The 16120-nt window shown below is 67.8% G+C and carries 17 protein-coding genes; 8 read left to right on the top strand and 9 right to left on the bottom strand.

Going from position 1 to position 16120, the window contains the following annotated elements:
• Positions 1–61: 61 nt before the first annotated feature.
• Positions 62–1441: an adenylosuccinate lyase gene (gene purB, locus AC07X5_RS00665; RefSeq protein ID WP_494768656.1), complete on the bottom strand. Its 1380-nt coding sequence runs from the start codon at positions 1439–1441 to the stop codon at positions 62–64.
• A 274-nt stretch (positions 1442–1715) separates the two neighbouring features.
• Here purB and AC07X5_RS00660 point away from each other — a divergent pair, with 274 nt between their 5' ends.
• The 8 genes from AC07X5_RS00660 (at position 1716) to AC07X5_RS00625 (ending at position 8955) form a co-directional block, all read left to right on the top strand.
• Positions 1716–2330 carry a glutathione S-transferase family protein gene (locus AC07X5_RS00660; RefSeq protein WP_494768655.1) on the top strand — a complete coding sequence of 205 codons (615 nt, stop codon included), beginning with the start codon at positions 1716–1718 and terminating at the stop codon, positions 2328–2330.
• 54 nt (positions 2331–2384) lie between these two features.
• Positions 2385–3104 carry a TetR/AcrR family transcriptional regulator gene (locus AC07X5_RS00655; RefSeq protein ID WP_494768654.1) on the top strand — a complete coding sequence of 240 codons (720 nt, stop codon included), beginning with the start codon at positions 2385–2387 and terminating at the stop codon, positions 3102–3104.
• Between the two features lie 153 nt (positions 3105–3257).
• Positions 3258–3821 carry a TRAP transporter small permease gene (locus AC07X5_RS00650; protein WP_494768653.1) on the top strand — a complete coding sequence of 188 codons (564 nt, stop codon included), beginning with the start codon at positions 3258–3260 and terminating at the stop codon, positions 3819–3821.
• A gap of 29 nt (positions 3822–3850) precedes the next feature.
• Complete coding sequence (locus AC07X5_RS00645) at positions 3851–5131, top strand: TRAP transporter large permease (RefSeq protein WP_494768652.1); 1281 nt, start codon at positions 3851–3853, stop codon at positions 5129–5131.
• Positions 5132–5181: 50 nt separating this feature from the next.
• The gene (locus AC07X5_RS00640) at positions 5182–6186 is read left to right on the top strand and encodes a TRAP transporter substrate-binding protein (protein ID WP_494768651.1); all 1005 of its coding nucleotides are present in this window, start codon (positions 5182–5184) and stop codon (positions 6184–6186) included.
• 77 nt (positions 6187–6263) lie between these two features.
• Positions 6264–7124 carry a shikimate dehydrogenase gene (locus AC07X5_RS00635; protein ID WP_409955801.1) on the top strand — a complete coding sequence of 287 codons (861 nt, stop codon included), beginning with the start codon at positions 6264–6266 and terminating at the stop codon, positions 7122–7124.
• A gap of 26 nt (positions 7125–7150) precedes the next feature.
• A complete protein-coding gene (locus tag AC07X5_RS00630) occupies positions 7151–8038 on the top strand; it encodes a 4-hydroxyphenylpyruvate dioxygenase (RefSeq protein ID WP_494768650.1) in 888 nt (295 codons plus the stop codon).
• Between the two features lie 11 nt (positions 8039–8049).
• Entirely contained in the window at positions 8050–8955 is a 906-nt protein-coding gene (locus AC07X5_RS00625) for a sugar phosphate isomerase/epimerase family protein (protein ID WP_494768649.1), read from the top strand.
• Positions 8956–8961: 6 nt separating this feature from the next.
• Here the strand turns inward: AC07X5_RS00625 and AC07X5_RS00620 are convergent, their stop codons facing one another.
• From AC07X5_RS00620 to AC07X5_RS00585, 8 genes are all read right to left on the bottom strand, one after another.
• Entirely contained in the window at positions 8962–9417 is a 456-nt protein-coding gene (locus AC07X5_RS00620) for a nuclear transport factor 2 family protein (RefSeq protein WP_409955795.1), read from the bottom strand.
• A gap of 6 nt (positions 9418–9423) precedes the next feature.
• Positions 9424–10206 (bottom strand): SDR family NAD(P)-dependent oxidoreductase, encoded by a 783-nt coding sequence (locus AC07X5_RS00615; protein ID WP_409955794.1) that lies wholly within the window; start codon positions 10204–10206, stop codon positions 9424–9426.
• The gene (locus tag AC07X5_RS00610; RefSeq protein ID WP_409955792.1) at positions 10203–10751 is read right to left on the bottom strand and encodes a DUF3833 domain-containing protein; all 549 of its coding nucleotides are present in this window, start codon (positions 10749–10751) and stop codon (positions 10203–10205) included. Before AC07X5_RS00610 ends, AC07X5_RS00615 begins: the two co-directional genes overlap by 4 nt.
• A complete protein-coding gene (locus AC07X5_RS00605) occupies positions 10748–12040 on the bottom strand; it encodes an MFS transporter (protein WP_494768648.1) in 1293 nt (430 codons plus the stop codon). The genes AC07X5_RS00610 and AC07X5_RS00605 overlap by 4 nt, the downstream gene beginning before the upstream one ends.
• Positions 12037–12531 carry a chalcone isomerase family protein gene (locus AC07X5_RS00600; protein WP_494769441.1) on the bottom strand — a complete coding sequence of 165 codons (495 nt, stop codon included), beginning with the start codon at positions 12529–12531 and terminating at the stop codon, positions 12037–12039. The genes AC07X5_RS00605 and AC07X5_RS00600 overlap by 4 nt, the downstream gene beginning before the upstream one ends.
• 83 nt (positions 12532–12614) lie before the next feature.
• The gene (locus tag AC07X5_RS00595; RefSeq protein WP_494768647.1) at positions 12615–13835 is read right to left on the bottom strand and encodes a class I SAM-dependent methyltransferase; all 1221 of its coding nucleotides are present in this window, start codon (positions 13833–13835) and stop codon (positions 12615–12617) included.
• Between the two features lie 47 nt (positions 13836–13882).
• Positions 13883–14668: a DUF1365 domain-containing protein gene (locus tag AC07X5_RS00590; protein WP_494768646.1), complete on the bottom strand. Its 786-nt coding sequence runs from the start codon at positions 14666–14668 to the stop codon at positions 13883–13885.
• A complete protein-coding gene (locus tag AC07X5_RS00585) occupies positions 14665–15975 on the bottom strand; it encodes an NAD(P)/FAD-dependent oxidoreductase (RefSeq protein ID WP_494768645.1) in 1311 nt (436 codons plus the stop codon). The genes AC07X5_RS00590 and AC07X5_RS00585 overlap by 4 nt, the downstream gene beginning before the upstream one ends.
• Positions 15976–16120: the final 145 nt, after the last annotated feature.

Raw genomic sequence — 16120 nt, 5'->3', positions numbered from 1 at the left:
GAGACCGCAGCCGGCACGCTGTGCCGGTGCGCGAGGGCCTTGACGGAAAATGGCGGGCTGCTTACGCCCTGCGGGCCAGTGCGGCGGCCTTGCCTGTGTAGCTGCCCGGCGTCATCGCCAGCAAGCGGTCCTTCTCTTCCTGGGGAATCTCCAGCGAGCGGATCAGGCCGTGCAGTGCCTCGGCCGTCACGGTCTTGCCGCGCGTGACTTCCTTGAGCTTCTCGTATGCGCCCTGCACACCGTAGCGGCGCATGACGGTCTGGATGGGCTCGGCCAGCACTTCCCAGGCAGCGTCCAGGTCCTCGGCCAGGGCCTCCTCGTTGAGTTCGAGCTTGTTCAGGCCGGTCAGCAGCGAGGCGTAGGCCAGCGCGGCATAGCCCAGGGCCACGCCCATGTTGCGCAGCACCGTGCTGTCCGTCAGGTCGCGCTGCCAGCGGCTGATGGGCAGCTTTTCCGAGAGGTGGCGCAGCAGCGCGTTGGCCAGGCCCAGGTTACCTTCGGCGTTCTCGAAATCGATCGGGTTGACCTTGTGCGGCATGGTGCTGGAGCCGATCTCGCCCGCCTTCAGGCGCTGCTTGAAGTAGCCCAGGCTCACATAGCCCCAGATGTCGCGCGACAGGTCGACGAGGATGGTGTTGGCGCGGGCCACGGCGTCGAACAGCTCGGCCATGTAGTCGTGCGGCTCGATCTGGATGCTGTAGGGCTGGAAGGTCAGGCCCAGGCCCAGCGGCTCGGGCGTCTCGATGACCTTCTTGCTGAAGGCCTCCCAGTCGAAGTCGGGCCAGGCCGACATGTGGGCGTTGTAGTTGCCCACGGCACCGTTCATCTTGCCCAGGATCTTCACGGCGGCAATGCGGTCGCAGGCGGCCTGCAGGCGCACCACCACGTTGGCCATCTCCTTGCCCACGGTGGTGGGGCTCGCGGTCTGGCCGTGCGTGCGGCTCAGCATGGGCACGTCGGCATAGGCGTGCGCCATCTCGCGCAGCTTGAGGACCACGCGGTCCAGGCCCGGCAGCACGACCTGGTCGCGGCCCGAGCGCAGCTGCAGCGCGTGGCTGGTGTTGTTGATGTCTTCGCTGGTGCAGGCGAAGTGCACGAACTCCGCAGCCTTCTCCAGCTCGGGGCGCGCCTCGAACTTGCTCTTGATCCAGTACTCCACGGCCTTCACGTCGTGGTTGGTGGTCTTCTCGATGTCCTTGATCGCGGCCGAATCGGCCTCCGAGAAATTCTTTACCAGGCCCAACAGGTAGGCGCGCGCACCCGTGGTCAGCGGCTTGAACTCGGCGAAGCCCGCGTCCGACAGCGCGATGAACCAAGCCACTTCCACCTGCACGCGCCGGTGCATGTAGCCGTGCTCGCTCATGATGGGGCGCAGCGCGGCCAGTTTGTTGGAATAGCGGCCGTCGAGCGGCGACAGGGCGGTGATGGTGGACAGGCTCATGGACCCGGATTGTAGGCGCCACGCGCGGGAAAACCCCGATCCTGTCCATTGCAGGGCCGTCCGGCCGGCGGCATGGGACTGTGGATGCAAGTGTTGCAAATCTGCACCAAATCTGCCCGCGCGCAGGCCATTTGCCCGTGTGCGGGCGCCGCTCGGGCCTTTGTCACCCATTTGCGGGGGCATGCCGGGCCGGTCCCTCGGGCGCCAGCCGATAGAATCGGTCGCGTACCCGTACCGTTGTCACGTATCCCCGCGCACTGGAAGAAATCTCGCCATGAAATTGATCGGAGCCTCCGCCAGCCCTTATGTACGCAAGGTGCGCGTCGTCATGGCCGAAAAGAAGCTCGACTACCAATTCGTGCAGGAAAACGTCTGGGCCGATGAAACCACCATCGCCACGTCCAACCCCCTGGGCAAGGTGCCCTGCCTGGTGATGGAAGGCGGCGAGGCCGTGTTCGACTCGCGCGTGATCGTCGAGTACCTGGACACCCTCTCTCCCGTCGGCAAGCTCATTCCGAGCCAGGGCCGCGAACGTGCCGAGGTCAAGACCTGGGAGGCCCTGGCCGACGGGGTGGTGGATGCCGCCATCCTGGCCCGCCTCGAAGCCACCTGGGCCCACCGCAAGGACAGCGAGCGCAGCCAGGCGTGGATCGAGCGCCAGATGCGCAAGGTCAACGACAGCCTCAAGTCCATGAGCCAGGGCCTGGGCGACAAGCCTTATTGCAGCGGCATCCACCTGAGCCTGTCGGACATCGCCGTGGGCTGCGCCCTGGGCTGGCTGGAGTTCCGTTTTCCCGACATCGCCTGGCGCAGCGAGTACCCCAACCTGGGCAGGCTGATGGACAAGCTCATGCTGCGCCCGAGCTTCGCGGACACCAAGCCCTCCTGATCCAGCAAGCCGGAGGGGCCGGCCGGGCCGGCCCTTGCCGTATGCTTGGCGCATATGGACGAAACGGTTCAAAACACCCCGCACCCCGCCGGTGACAGCCGCCCGGCACGTCAGCGCGCTGCGCGCGAGGCGGCGGCCACGCCTGGTGCCGAACGCGTGCGCGTGAACGACCCCGACCGCACCATGGCCAACATCCTGCAGGTGGCCACGGCGGAGTTCGCGGACAAGGGTCTGGCCGGTGCGCGCATCGACGAAATCGCGGCGCTCACCAGCACCAGCAAGCGCATGATCTACTACTATTTTGGTAGCAAGGAAGGCTTGTACGTAAGGGTACTCGAAGAAGCCTACCGCCGCATCCGGCAGATCGAATCGGACCTGCACCTGGAAGACCTGGCGCCCGAGCAGGCCTTGCGCACCCTGGTCGGCTTCACCTTCGACTACCAGTTGGCCAACCCCGACTTCATCCGCCTGGTGATGAACGAGAACATGCACCGCGGCGAATACATCAGCCGCTCCACGACCATCCAGGAACTCAACATCCCGGTCATCCACGCCGTGCACAAGGTCTACCAGCGCGGTGTGGCCGCGGGCGTCTTCCGCCCCGATGTGGACCCGGTCGATCTGCACATGTCGATCTCGGCCCTGTGCTTCTTCAACGTCTCCAACCGGCACACTTTCGGCGCCATCTTCAAGCGCACCCTCGATGCCCCCGCCGCCATGGCCGAGCGTCGCGCCTCCATCGTCGAGATGATCGTGCGCTTCCTGCGGCCCTAGCCACTTCGGTCCCTTTGGATTGCCCGCCCTGCCGAAAAGGGGCGGTGTGCGTTGCCGTGCCCGTGTGGCGCCGTGGCAGGGTTTGCACCTAGATTAAATACTAACCAGTTCGTACAAAATTCTTTCCATACCGAACAAGAACGGAGACACACCATGTTTGCACTGGCCGATCGCGTGCTGCGGGGATACACCCGTGTGCTGGACGTGCTCTCGGGCGCCTGTCTGGCCGTCATGGTGGTGCTGGTCTTCGGCAATGTGGTGGCGCGCTACGCCTTCAATTCGGGCATCACGGTGTCGGAGGAACTCTCGCGCTGGCTCTTCGTGTGGTTGACCTTCATGGGCTCCGTCGTGGCGTTGCGGGAGCGCGGCCACCTGGGCACGGACATGCTGGTCGCGCGCCTGCCCGCCGCCGGCAAGCGCGCCTGCCTGGCGGTGGCGCAACTGGCGATGCTGTACGTGTCGTGGCTGCTGTTGTCGGGCAGCTGGGCGCAGATGCTGATCAATTGGGAGACCGAAGCGCCGGTGACGGGTGCTTCGGTCGCCATCTTCTATGCCAGCGGGGTGCTCATGGGGGGCTCGGGCATCGCCATCCTCTTGCGCGACTTGCTGCGCACGCTGTTCGCACCCCTGTCGGAGCAAGACCTGGTCATGGTCCAGGAAAGCGAAGAGCTGGCCGCCCTCGGGCAACACGGCGATGACGCGCCCAAGCGCCCCTGACCCCAAACGGCCCAAAGGACACCTACCCCATGACCGTCGCCATCTTCCTCGGTTCCCTGCTGATCGCCATGGCGATCGGCGTTCCCATCGCCTATGCGCTGCTGCTCAGCGGCGTGGCCCTCATGTGGCACCTGGACCTGTTCGATGCGCAGATCCTGGCCCAGAACGTCATCAACGGGGCCGACAGCTTTCCGCTGCTGGCCGTGCCCTTCTTCATGCTGGCCGGTGAGATCATGAACGTCGGAGGCCTGTCGCGCCGCATCGTCAAGCTGGCGCTGACCCTGGTCGGTCATGTGCCCGGCGGCCTGGGCTACGTGACCATCATGGCGGCCGTGATCCTGGCGGCCGTGTCGGGCTCGGCCGTGGCCGATGCCGCGGCGCTGGCCTCGCTGCTGCTGCCGATGATGGTGGCCGCAGGCCACGACAAGGCGCGCTCGGCGGGCCTGATCGCGTCCGCGGGCATCATCGCGCCGGTCATTCCGCCCTCCATCGGCTTCGTGATCTTCGGCGTGGCCGCCAATGTGTCCATCAGCAAGCTGTTCCTCGCCGGCATCGTGCCGGGCATCCTGCTGGGGCTGGCGCTGGCCGTCACCTGGTGGTGGCTGGTGCGCCATGAAAAGGTGAAGCCGCCACCGAAAGCCAGCAGGGCGGAGCTGATTCTGGCCCTGCGCGAAGCCGCCTGGGCACTCGGCCTGCCGGTCATCATCCTGGTCGGCCTGCGCATGGGCGTCTTCACGCCCACCGAGGCCGCCGTGGTGGCCGCCGTCTATGCGCTGTTGGTGGCCATGTTCGTCTACCGCGAGATCAGCGTGCGCCAGTTGGCGCAGATCTTCCAGGCGTCCGCCCGCACCAGCGCCATCGTGATGTTCCTGGTGGCCGCCGCCATGGTGTCGGCCTGGCTCATCACCGTGGCCGATCTGCCTACCAAGGTCATTGGCATGCTGGAGCCCTTCATGGGCAACCAGACCCTGCTGCTGATTGCCATCATGGTCCTCGTCATGGTCGTGGGCACGGCCATGGACATGACGCCCACCATCCTCATCCTGACCCCCGTGCTGATGCCCGTGGTCAAGGCCGCCGGCATCGATCCCGTGTACTTCGGCGTGCTGTTCATCATCAACAACGCCATCGGCCTGATCACCCCGCCCGTGGGTACCGTGCTCAACGTGGTGGCCGGCGTGGGGCGCATCACCATGGACCAGGTCACCCGCGGCGTGCTGCCCTTCATGCTGGCCCAGTTCTTCGTCATGTTCCTGCTGGTGCTGTTCCCGTCCATCGTGATGGTGCCCCTGCGCTGGCTGGCCGGCTGAGGCGCCTGCCAACGATCTGCTTTGCCCGCTCAACCCCAAGGAGACAAACCATGAAACTCTTGAAGACCCTGCTTGCCACGGCCCTGGTTGCCGCCTCGCTGCTGCCCGGCGCCCATGCGCAGGAGCGCACCATCAAGTTCGCCTTCCAGAACCAGAAGGAGCACCCGCAGGCGCAGGGCGCGCAGAAGTTCGCCGACCTCGTGGCGGCCAAGACCAATGGGCGCATCGCCGTCAAGCTGTTCCCCGGCGGCACGCTCGGAGGCGATCTGCAGACCGTCTCGGCACTGCAGGGCGGCACGGTGGAGATGACGGTGCTCAATGCCGGCATCCTCTCGGCCCAGGCCAAGGAGTTTGGCATCTACGACTTCCCCTTCCTGTTCGCCACGCCGCAGGAGGCCGATGCCGTGACCGACGGCCCTTTCGGCAAGAAGCTGCTCGACAAGCTGCAGTCCAAGAACCTGGTGGGCCTGGGTTACTGGGAGCTGGGCTTTCGCAACCTGACCAACAGCAAGAAGCCCATCACCAAGGCCGAGGACATCGCCGGCCTCAAGATCCGCGTGATCCAGTCGCCGATCTACATCGACATGTTCAACGCCCTGGGTGCCAATGCCGTGCCCATGCCCTTCCCCGAGCTGTACTCGGCCATGGAGCAGAAGGCTGTGGACGGCCAGGAGAACCCGTTCTCCACCATCCTGTCGTCCAAGTTCGCCGAGGTGCAAAAGCACCTCACGGTCACGCGCCACATGTACAACCCCCAGGCCGTCATCGTCAGCAAGAAGTTCTGGGACAGCCTGAACCCCGCCGACCAGAAGGCCGTGACCGAGGCCATGGCGGAAGCCACCACGTTCCAGCGCAGTGTCTCGCGCTCGCAGGCCGACGTGGCGCTGGAAGACCTCAAGAAGGCCGGCATGCAGGTGACCGAGTTCTCGCCCGCCGAGCTCGACAAGCTGCGCGCCAAGGTCAAGCCCGTGGTCGACAAGCACAGCGACAAGGTCGGTGCCGACACGGTGCAGGAGGTCTACGCCACGCTGGCCAAGCTGCGCGGCGGCAAGTAAGCAGACCTGCGGGGCGCTTCGCTGAGGCCCTGCACCCATCCCCCATGAGCCCATCGCTTTCCGAGCCGCCTTCCGCCATGTCTTCCACGAGCCCCCGCAAGGTACTGATCGGGCTGATCGGTGCCGGTATCCAGCAATCGCTGTCGCCCGCGCTGCATGAAGAAGAGGCGCGCCACCACGGCATGCGCCTGCACTACCAGCTGATCGACCTGGACCGCTCGGCCTCCTCGCCCGAACAACTGCCGACCTTGCTGTCTGCCGCGCGCATCATGGGGTACGCCGGCTGCAACGTGACCTACCCCTGCAAGCAGGCGGTGATCCCGCACCTGGACGATCTGTCCGAGCAGGCCCGCGCGATGGGGGCCGTGAACACGGTAGTCGTGGAAAACGGGAGGCTGGTGGGCCACAACACGGACGGATCCGGCTGGGCCTGGGGATTCCAGCGTGCACTGCCGGAGGCCGACCTGGGCCGCGTGGTGTTGCTGGGTGCCGGTGGCGCCGGTGCTGCGATTGCCCATGCCGTGCTGCGGCTGGGCGCGCAGCGCCTCGCCATCGTCGATGCCCAGCCCGAGCGCGCAGCGCAGCTCGCGGCGGATGTGAATGCGCTCTACGGCATGCGGGCCGAAGCCTGCGACATTGCCGGCGCCATGGCCCAGGCCACGGGACTGATCCACGCCACGCCCACGGGCATGGACAAGCTGCCGGGCCTGCCGCTGGACGTGGGCCTGTTGCGTCCTGCGATGTGGGTCTCGGAGGTCGTTTACTTCCCGCTCGAAACGGCCCTGGTGCGCGCCGCGCGTGCCCTGGGCTGCCCGGTATCGGACGGCGGCGGCATGGCCGTGGGCCAGGCTGTGGGCGCGTTCGAGCTGTTCACGGGTGTGGTACCCGATGCGGCGCGCATGGACGCCCATTTCCGCCGGCTGGTGGCCGCCCGCTGATCCTTTCTTCTTCTGGAGCACATGCCATGAGCACACCGATGGCGGCCGACCGCGAATCCCTGGGCACCCTGCCCAATCCCCTGGGCCTGCAGGGCGTGGAGTTCATCGAATACGCCACCGCCCGCCCCCAGGCGCTGGGCCAGGCCCTGGAGCGCATGGGCTTCAAGCCCGTGGCGCGCCACCGCTCGCGCGAGGTGCTGCTGTACCGCCAGGGCGGCATGAACATCATCGTCAACGCCCACCAGGGCGTGGGCGACAACGGCCCGGCCCCGGGCGATACCCCTGTGCTCTCTGCCATCGCCTTCCGCGTGGGCAATGCCGCTGCCGCCTACCGCCGCGTGCTGGAGCTGGGCGCCTGGGCCGTGCACACCGAGGTGCAGGTGATGGAGCTCAATATCCCGGCCATTCATGGCGTGGGCACCAGCCGCATCTACTTCGTCGACCGGCACCGCGAGTTCTCGATCTACGACGTGGACTTCGTGCCCATCCCCACGGTGGACCCGCACCCGCCCGCGCAGCACGGCCTGCACCTGTTCGGCCTGGTGCAGTACATCGGCCTGGATCGCCTGGCCGACTGGACCGCCTTCTATGGCGCGCTGTTCGGCTTTGCCGAGCTCCCGCCGGGACAGACCTTCGGTGTGCTGACCCAGGGGCGCATCCTCGCCAGCCCCTGCGGCACGCTGTACTGGCAGCTCATCGAGCCGCTGATCGACGCGCTCGATGCCGATCCCGGCGAGCTGCTGCAGCGCGTGGCCTTCGGCACCGGCGATGTGCTGGCCACCGTGGCAGCGCTGCGTGCCCAGGGGGTGGACTTCGTCGAATCGCCCACGGGCGTGCACAGCGAAGTGCGTGGCGCGCTGACGCGGGCCGAGGCCGGTGGCGCCAGCTTCGAGCTGGTGCTCGACCCCCGCTGAAGGAGCCCGCCATGCGCAGCCAGGCCATGCAACGCAACGTCGCCGATTTCGGCATGGACACCATCAGCCTCGCCGGCCCGCTGGAGGCCAAGCTGGCGGCCGTGAAGGCGGCCGGCTTCGGCCAGATCATGCTGGCCGCACGGGACATCGTAGGCCATCCACAGGGCATCGACGCGGCCGTGAGTGCCGTGCGCGGCAGCGGCCTGCGCGTCACCGGCTTCCAGGTGCTGCGCGACTTCGAGGGGCTCTCGGGCCACCTGCACAGCTACAAGCTGGGCATCGCCCAGCAGATGATCCTCATGGCGCGGGCCCTGGGCACACGGGTGCTGCTGGCCTGCAGCTCCACCTCGCTGCACGCCACCGACGATCCGGACGCCATTGCACGCGACCTGCGCAAGCTGGCCATGCTGGCGCTGCCGCACGGCATCCGCATCGCGTTCGAGGGCCTGTCCTGGGGCCGGCACATCAACGAGGTGCACCAGGCCTGGGCCGCGGTGCTGCGGGCCGACTGCCCCAACCTCGGCCTGGCCATCGACTCCTACCACCAGTTCGCCACGGGCACACCCCTGTCGGCCCTCGACGGCATCGACCCGGAGCGCATCTACCTCGTGCAGTTGTCGGACTTCATGTGGCAGGAGACGCGCACGGTGCAGGAGCGCATCGACACGGCGCGGCACTTTCGCGTGTTCCCGGGCGAGGGCGTGCACAGCCAGGCGCTGGTGGAGCTGGTGCGCAAACTCGACGGCATGGGCTACCGCGGCGACTACAGCTTCGAGGTCTTCAACGACGACTACCAGCAACTGCCTTTGCCCTACGTGGCCGGCCGGGCCTGGAACAGTGCCGTGTGGCTGGCCGAAGGGGTGCTGCAGCGCGCCGTGCCCCTGCCCGGCCACTTGCGCCTGCGGGATCGCGCGTGACAGGCTTCAGCTGTTGGCGCGTTGCTTGAGCCAGCGCATCAGTCCACCCACTACGGGCAGCTTTTCGTACAGCTCCTCGGCCGCGTCCCAGTAGTCGCGGTGTAACGTGACCAGGCCCTGGTCGTCGAACACCAGGTGCGAGGCGCCGCGCACCGTTTGCGCCACGCCCTTGTGAAAACTGCGGAAGGAGAACAGGAACTCCCAGGTCAGGAAGCACTGCGACCCCTGCACCACACGGCCGGTGACCACGAAGCGCGGCCCGTCGAGCGCCACGAACATGTGCTCGAAGATGTGCCGGATGGCGGGAAGCCCCTGCACCTCGTTGAACGGGTCCTTGAAGCGCGCATCGGCCGCATACAGGTGGCCCAGCGCCGCCACGTCGGCCGGGGCCAGGGTCTCGAAGAAGGCGATCACGCGGGTGACGGCTTCTTCGGTGGATGGGGGAGTGTCTGGTGGCGGCATGGGCGCTCAAAGGCCGGTGAACTTGCGGATGGCCGGAAAGTACCACCCATACGGCAGCACGCGCAGCATCTTCATCACGCGCGTGAAGCGCTTGGGGAAGTGGATGTCGAACGCGCCTTGCCCCCAGCCCTTGAGGATGGCCGTGGCCGCCTCTTCGGGGGTGATCAGCGCGGGCATGCGGAAGTCGTTGCCCTCGGTGAGCGGTGTCGCCACGAAGCCGGGGTTGACCACGCTCACACCCATTCCCAGGCCATGCAGGTCCAGGTACAGCGCCTCGGCCAGGTTGATCAGTGCCGCCTTGGTCGGGCCGTAGGCCAGGCTCTTGGGCAGTCCGCGAAAGCCGGCCACGCTGCTGACCAGGCTCACGTGCCCGGGGCGGCCCGACTGTGCGGCGGCCAGCATGTCTGGCAGCACGGCGGCCAGCAGGTGCAGCACGCCCGTGTAGTTCACCTGCTCGTGGCGCAGCATCACGGACAGGTCGAACTCCGTGGCGCGCATATGGTGGTAGGTGCCAGCGCAGTAGCACACCAGGTCCAGCGGTCCACCCGCCAGCACCTGGGCTGCGGCCGCCTTCACGGCCTCCGGTACCGCAGTGTCCAGCGGCAGGGCGACGCTGCCGGGGTGCTGCACGGCGAACGCGTTGAGCGCCGCTTCGCTGCGCGCCGAGACGATGACCTCGGCCCCGCGCGCATGCAGGGCCGAGGCCGTCGCCCGGCCAATGCCGCTGGAGGCGCCAACGAGCCAGGCTCGGCGGCCCTGCCAGTCGCGCAGTCGGGGGTTCAGGCTCATGGCGCCCGCCGGGTGAACGACAGCGTGATCTCGCCCAGCCGCACGCCGAACTTGCTCATGGTGGCGCGGTTGAGCATCACGCGCTCGTCCATGAGGTACATCCAGTCGTCCAGGTCCACGTGGTAGACCGTGCCATCCACGGGCAGGGCCAGGGTGTAGTTCCAGCGGAAGGCGTTGCCGCGCACCTGGCCCACGGCCTGGCCGATCACATCGCCGGCCGTGCCGGTGTAGCGGCCATCGGCTTCTCGCGTGAGGCGCCAGATGCGCCGCTCCGTGCTGCCGTCCGAATAGGTGAAAGCCTCGTCCAGAACGCCCTGGTTGCCGGTCCACTGGCAGTTCATGACCACGGTGAAGCGTTTGACGATCTTGCCGCTGCGGTCCTGGAACATGCCGTGGGCATCGATCACGCCATTGAAATACTGCGCGAGGTCGAGCACGGGCTTTTCGGCCGCGTAGTCGGCCAGATTCTGGCCCGCGCAGCCCGACAGCGCCACGGGGGCGCCCACGGCTGCTGCCGAAAGGAGTAACAAGCGTCGCTGCATCATGGTTTGCCTTGGAGGGATGGAATGGCTGCAGCAACGGGTTGCCGCAGGATCAGGAAGTACAGAACTGCAGCGGCCACCAGCTTCAACGCGCACGGCAGCACGGCATAGGCTAGGCCCAGGGTGTGCAAGCCCTCTGCGCTGCGCGTGCCGGGCGCATAGCCCAGCGCGCCGAGCAGGGGCAGGGCCAGGCCTGCGGCGAGTGCCAGGTTGAGCTTGGTGGCGAAGTTCCACCAGCCGAAGTACGCGCCTTCGTGCTGGCCGCTGTCGCCTTCGGCCGCCACCACTCCGGCCAGCAGGGCGCCGGGCAGGGCAAGGTCCGTGCCCAGGGCCACACCCGAGAGCGCGCACACCGCCAGGAAGGGCATGCTGTCGCCCGTGCCGAGCGCAGCCGTCCAGCCAAACACCGCTACAGCCAGCAGCATGCCTGCCAGCCACGTTCGGGCCAGGCCCCAGCGCGCCACGGCACGCAGCCACAGCGGGATCGAGAGCGCCGCGCAGAAGAAATATGCGGCCAGGAACATCGGCTCCTGGCCTGGCGGGGCCTGCAGCCGGTCCTGGATGAAAAACAGCACCAGCGTGGCCGGTATGGCGCTGGCGATTCCGTTGAGCACGAACACCGCAAGAAGGCGGCGAAAGGCGGGCCGCGTCCAGGGCCGCCACAGGTCTGCATGGTCGGTGGCGTGTAGCGCCACTGGCGCAGGCCGGGGCGCGCGCAGCCATGCCAGCCAGCCCAGCACCAGGGCTGCCGCGAACACGCCCAGCATCACCGGCAGGCCCAGCAGCGCGGGCAGCACCGAAGCGAGCACCACGCCCACCAGGGCCGCGCCCTCGCGCCAGGCGACGATGCGGCTGCGCTGCAGCTCGTCGCCGCCCAGGCGCGCGCCCCAGGACTGGTGCGCAATGCCGAGCTGGCTGTAGGCCAGGTAGGTGACCATTAGGCAGGCCAGGGCCCAGGCAGTGAGCGCGCCCTGCCCCTGTACCCGCGGAAAGAACAGCGCCGTCAGCCCGACGGCCAGCACCACGGCCGACACCGCGCCCGTGGAGAGAACGGCCAGGGGCGAGCGCGCGAACAGCCGGTCGGCCCAGCGCCCGAGCAGCGGGTCCGACACGGCGTCGAACAGCCGCGCGGCCAGCAGCACGCCACCCAGCGTGGCCAGTGGCATGCCGAATTCGCGCGCATAGTGGTGGGGCAGCAGAACGTACAGCGGCAGCGCCACGAAGGCCAGGGGCAGCCCGAGCAGGCCGTAGGCCAGACCTTGTTGCCAGGGCAGCGCCGAGCCGGGGGTCATGGGGCCTCGGCGGTGGGTGGCGGGCCGATGAGCGCCTGGCGCAGCGCGGGCTCGGAGGTTTGCGGCGACAGCCAGATGCCGAAGAACAGGCGCGAGAACTCGGGGTCCTTCACCTCGCCCACAGTCTGCCCGCCCATGCGGAACACGGCGCCCGCGCCAGGCTCGTAGAGGCCCATCAGGCGGTCGCCTTCCTTGACGTCGGGCAGGGCCGCCTGCAGGGCCTGCTGCCAGCGCACTGCCTGCTCTTCGCTGAAGCGGCCCACGCGGCGCATCTCCTGGATCGAACGGGCCGCGATGGCCTGGGCCGTGAAGTCGCGGTGGTAGTGCAGCTCCAGCGCCAGGGGCCGCGCCGCATAGTCCGACGCCTGGAAGCCGGGGGCCACCCAGAGCCTTGCCTCGTAGATGCGAAGCCCCAGGAACCGCAGCGTTCCCTGTCCTGCGGGCTGCAGCCCTTTTTGCGAAACGGCCCCGGCGGGCGCGGACTGCGCCATGGCCTGCCCGGCCGGCAGCAGCAATCCACCTGCCAGGGCCAGGGTGAACGCGAGTTGAGGTGAGGGCATGGAGCGCTTTCGGGTCAATCGCGCACCAGGGTGTACTGCACCAGATCGATGTTGTTCATCGCGAAGGCCGCCTCGCAGTAGGCCAGGTAGAACTCCCAGATGTGCAGGAAGCGCTCATCGAACCCCAGCTGCAGGATCTGCGTGCGCTGGGCCAGAAAGCGCTCGCGCCAGCGCCTGAGGGTCTCGGCATAGTCCTGGCCGAAGGCGAACTCGTCCACCACGCGCAGGCCGGCGGCCTCGGCCTCGCGGCGGAACTCGCGCGGGCAGGGCAGGCAGCCGCCCGGAAAGATGTACTGCTGGATGAAGTCCGTGGAGCTGATGTAGCGCTCGAATAGGCCGTCGTCGATCACGATGCTCTGGATGCAGGCCTTGCCGCCGGGCTTGAGCAGGCGCCGCACGGCCTGGAAATAGGTCGGCCAGTATTCACGGCCCACGGCTTCGACCATCTCGATGGAGCAGATGGCGTCGTAGGGCCCGTCGGCGATGTCGCGGTAGTCCTGCAGGCGGAGGTCTGCCCGGTTGGCGGCACCGCTCGCTTGCATGCGCTGGCGCGCGAACTCCAGTTGCTCGGTGGACAGCGTCACACCGGTGAGCGCGGCACCGAATTCGACAGTGGCCATTTCCGCCAGGGCGCCCCAGCCGCAGCCGATCTCCAGCACCCGGTCGCCCGCCTGCACGCCGGCCATGCGCAGGGCGCGGCGCACCTTGGCGAGCTGGGCCGTGCGCATGTCGCCGCCTGCGTCGCCCTCGAACCAGGCCGATGAATAGTTCATCGTGTCGTCCAGCCACAGCGTGTAGAAGGCGTTGCCCAGGTCGTAGTGGGCGTGGATGTTCTTCTGGCTGTTGGCGCGCGTATTGCGGTTGAGCAGGTGCTTGATGCGGTACAGCAGGCGCCCGGCCCAGCTGCCGTAGATCACGCCTTCGACCTGCTGGCGGTTGGCGATGAAGACCTTGAGCAGGTCGGTGAGGTTCGGCGTGGTCCAGTCGCCCGCGATATAACTTTCGGCAAAGCCGATGTCGCCGGACTTGAGCGCTGCCTTGCAGACATTCCAGTTCCTGAGCGTGATGGCCGCGGCCGGCCCGCCGCCCTGGTGGTCGCCGAAATGCTGCAGCGTGCCGTCGGGCAACTGCACGGTGAGACTGCCATGCTGCAGGCGCTGCATCAGGCGCAATGCCGTTCGGGCGGCAGCCGGGGTGCCTGGCGGCAGGGTGGTTGCGATGGTGGTGCTGTTCATGGCGGGCCAGGATGTAGAAGGGATTTCAGGTCGTCGGCGCTGAGGACTCAGCGGGTGACGGCGGATGCCGGTGCGTCGGGCTTGCGGTGAAAGCGCACCCGCTTGGCCCACAGCCGAAGGGCCTGCCAGTGGATGCGCGCGATCAGGGCCAGCGTCATCGCCGGATAGCCCCACAGGGCGTGGCGCAGCGACGCGCGGGTGATGGGTTCGAGCGTGCCACTCACGCTGGTCTGCAGCAGCGGGCCCTGGGCGTCGTCATGGTCGATGCGCACCACGGTGCGTTCCGGGCCTGTGCCGGCCGTGCGCAGGAAGCGAAAGCGGTAGCCCCCGCTGATCTCGCAGAACGGGGAGACGTGGAAGACCTTGCGCGCATGCTGCTCGGCGCCGTAGCGCGGCGCATCCAGCAGGTAGCAGTGGCGCTCGCCGAAGGTGTTGTTGACCTCGACCACGATGGCGCGCAGGCTGCCGTCGGCACGGTGGCAGTACCAGAAGCTCACCGGCTTGAAGGTGTAGCCCAGCACGCGCGGGTAGCAGTGCAGCCAGACCTCGCCGGTGGCGTCCACGATGCCTTCGGTGCGCAGCAGTTCGTCGACCCAGGCAAGCGCCCCGCCCTGTGCCGGGCCGCGGCCATCGCCATGGTCGGCGTCGTGAAAGCTGATGGCGCCGGGCCGGTTCACGGCCAGCAGGCCTGCTGGCTGCGCACGCAGTGTGCGCAGTGGCAGCATCAGGAAGAAGGTGGGGTAGGCAAATGCATGCCGCCTGGGGCGCAGCCGCGTGTGGCGCACTTGGCCAAAGCCCAGCAGCGGTTCGGCGGCGCGCGGGGCGGCGGTCATGCAGCCTCCGCCAGGGGGGCCGGCATGCGGGCCAGCAGCTGCTCGGCCACGGCCAGGCCCGACTTCAGCCCGTCTTCATGGAAGCCGTAGCCTGTCCAGGCGCCGCAGAACCAGGTGCGCTCGCGCCCCTGCAGTTGGCCGACCTGTTTTTGCGCGCGGATGGCCGCCAGGTCGAAGACCGGGTGGGCATAGTCGTAGCTGCCGATCACCGCAGCGGGCGCGATCTCGCCCACCGGGTTGAGCGAGACGATCACCGGCTGCGCGAAGGGCACGGGCTGCAACTGGTTGATGAGGTAGTGCAGGCACACACTGGCCTGCTCGCGGCTGCGCAACTGGGCGCGCTCGTAGTTCCAGGCCGCCCAGGCGGCGCGGCGTTCGGGCAGCACCGAGGTGTCGGTGTGCAGCACGGCGCGATTGGCCTGGTAGCGGATGGCGCCCAGCACCGTGCGCTCCTGCAGCGTGGGCTGGGCCAGCAGGGCCAGCGACTGGTCGGAGTGGGTGGCCAGCACCACCTGGTCGAAGCGCTCGGTGTTGCCGGTGGTCACCACGCGCACGCCCGCGGCATCGCGCTCGATCCGGCGCACGGGGGTGGCGAGGCGCTTGTCCGCGATGCCCGCGACGATCTTCTCCACATAGTGGCGCGCACCGCCGGCCACGGTCCACCACTGGGGCCGCTGGCTCACCTGGATCAGGCCGTGGTTGTGGCAAAAGCGGATCATGGTGGCCACCGGGAATTTCAGCATCTGGTCCGTCGGGCAGCTCCAGATGCAACCCAGCATGGGCAGGAAGTACCAGTCGCGAAACGCCTCGCCAAAACCGTGCTGCTGCAGGAAGTCGCCCAGCGGCTGCGTCAGCGTGGCGTCGCTGCCCTCTTCGGCGATGCGGGTGCACAGCTTGTTGAAGCGCAGCAGATCGCGCAGCATGCCCAGAAAGCGCGGGTTCACCAGGTTGCCGCGCTGGGCGAAGACGGTGGCCAGGCTGGTGCCGCTCCATTCCAGCGCACGCCCCCCGCTCAGGGCGCGCGGCACCTGCACGGAAAACGACATGTCCGATTTGGCGGTTTCCACGCCCAGCTCGGCCAGCAGGCGGATGAGATTCGGGTAGGTGCGCTCGTTGAACACCAGGAACCCGGTGTCCACGCCACATTGCACGTCCTGGCCCTGGGGCCCGGGCAGCGTGACGTCCACCGTATGCGTGTGACCGCCGAAATAGCTGCCGGCTTCGAAGAGGGTGATGTCGGCTTGGCCGCGCAGCTGGTGGGCCACTGCCAGGCCGGAGATGCCGGAGCCGACGATGGCGACCTTCATGGCCGGCTCCCTCTGGCCGGCTGGCTGAATAAAAAAGTTGCGAAGCGTCCCGAAACGAATAAGAGAGGGAGGGAGGAGAAGCGCTCCAGGAGGACAGTCGGAACCCGTGGGACCGAAAGGCTTCGCAACGTTAAAACGGAGGGAC

Source organism: Acidovorax sp. GW458-11-26-14-TSB4 (assembly GCF_059423865.1).
The sequence above is the reverse complement of the archived record's forward strand: the minus strand, read 5'-3'. Positions and strand labels throughout refer to the sequence as shown.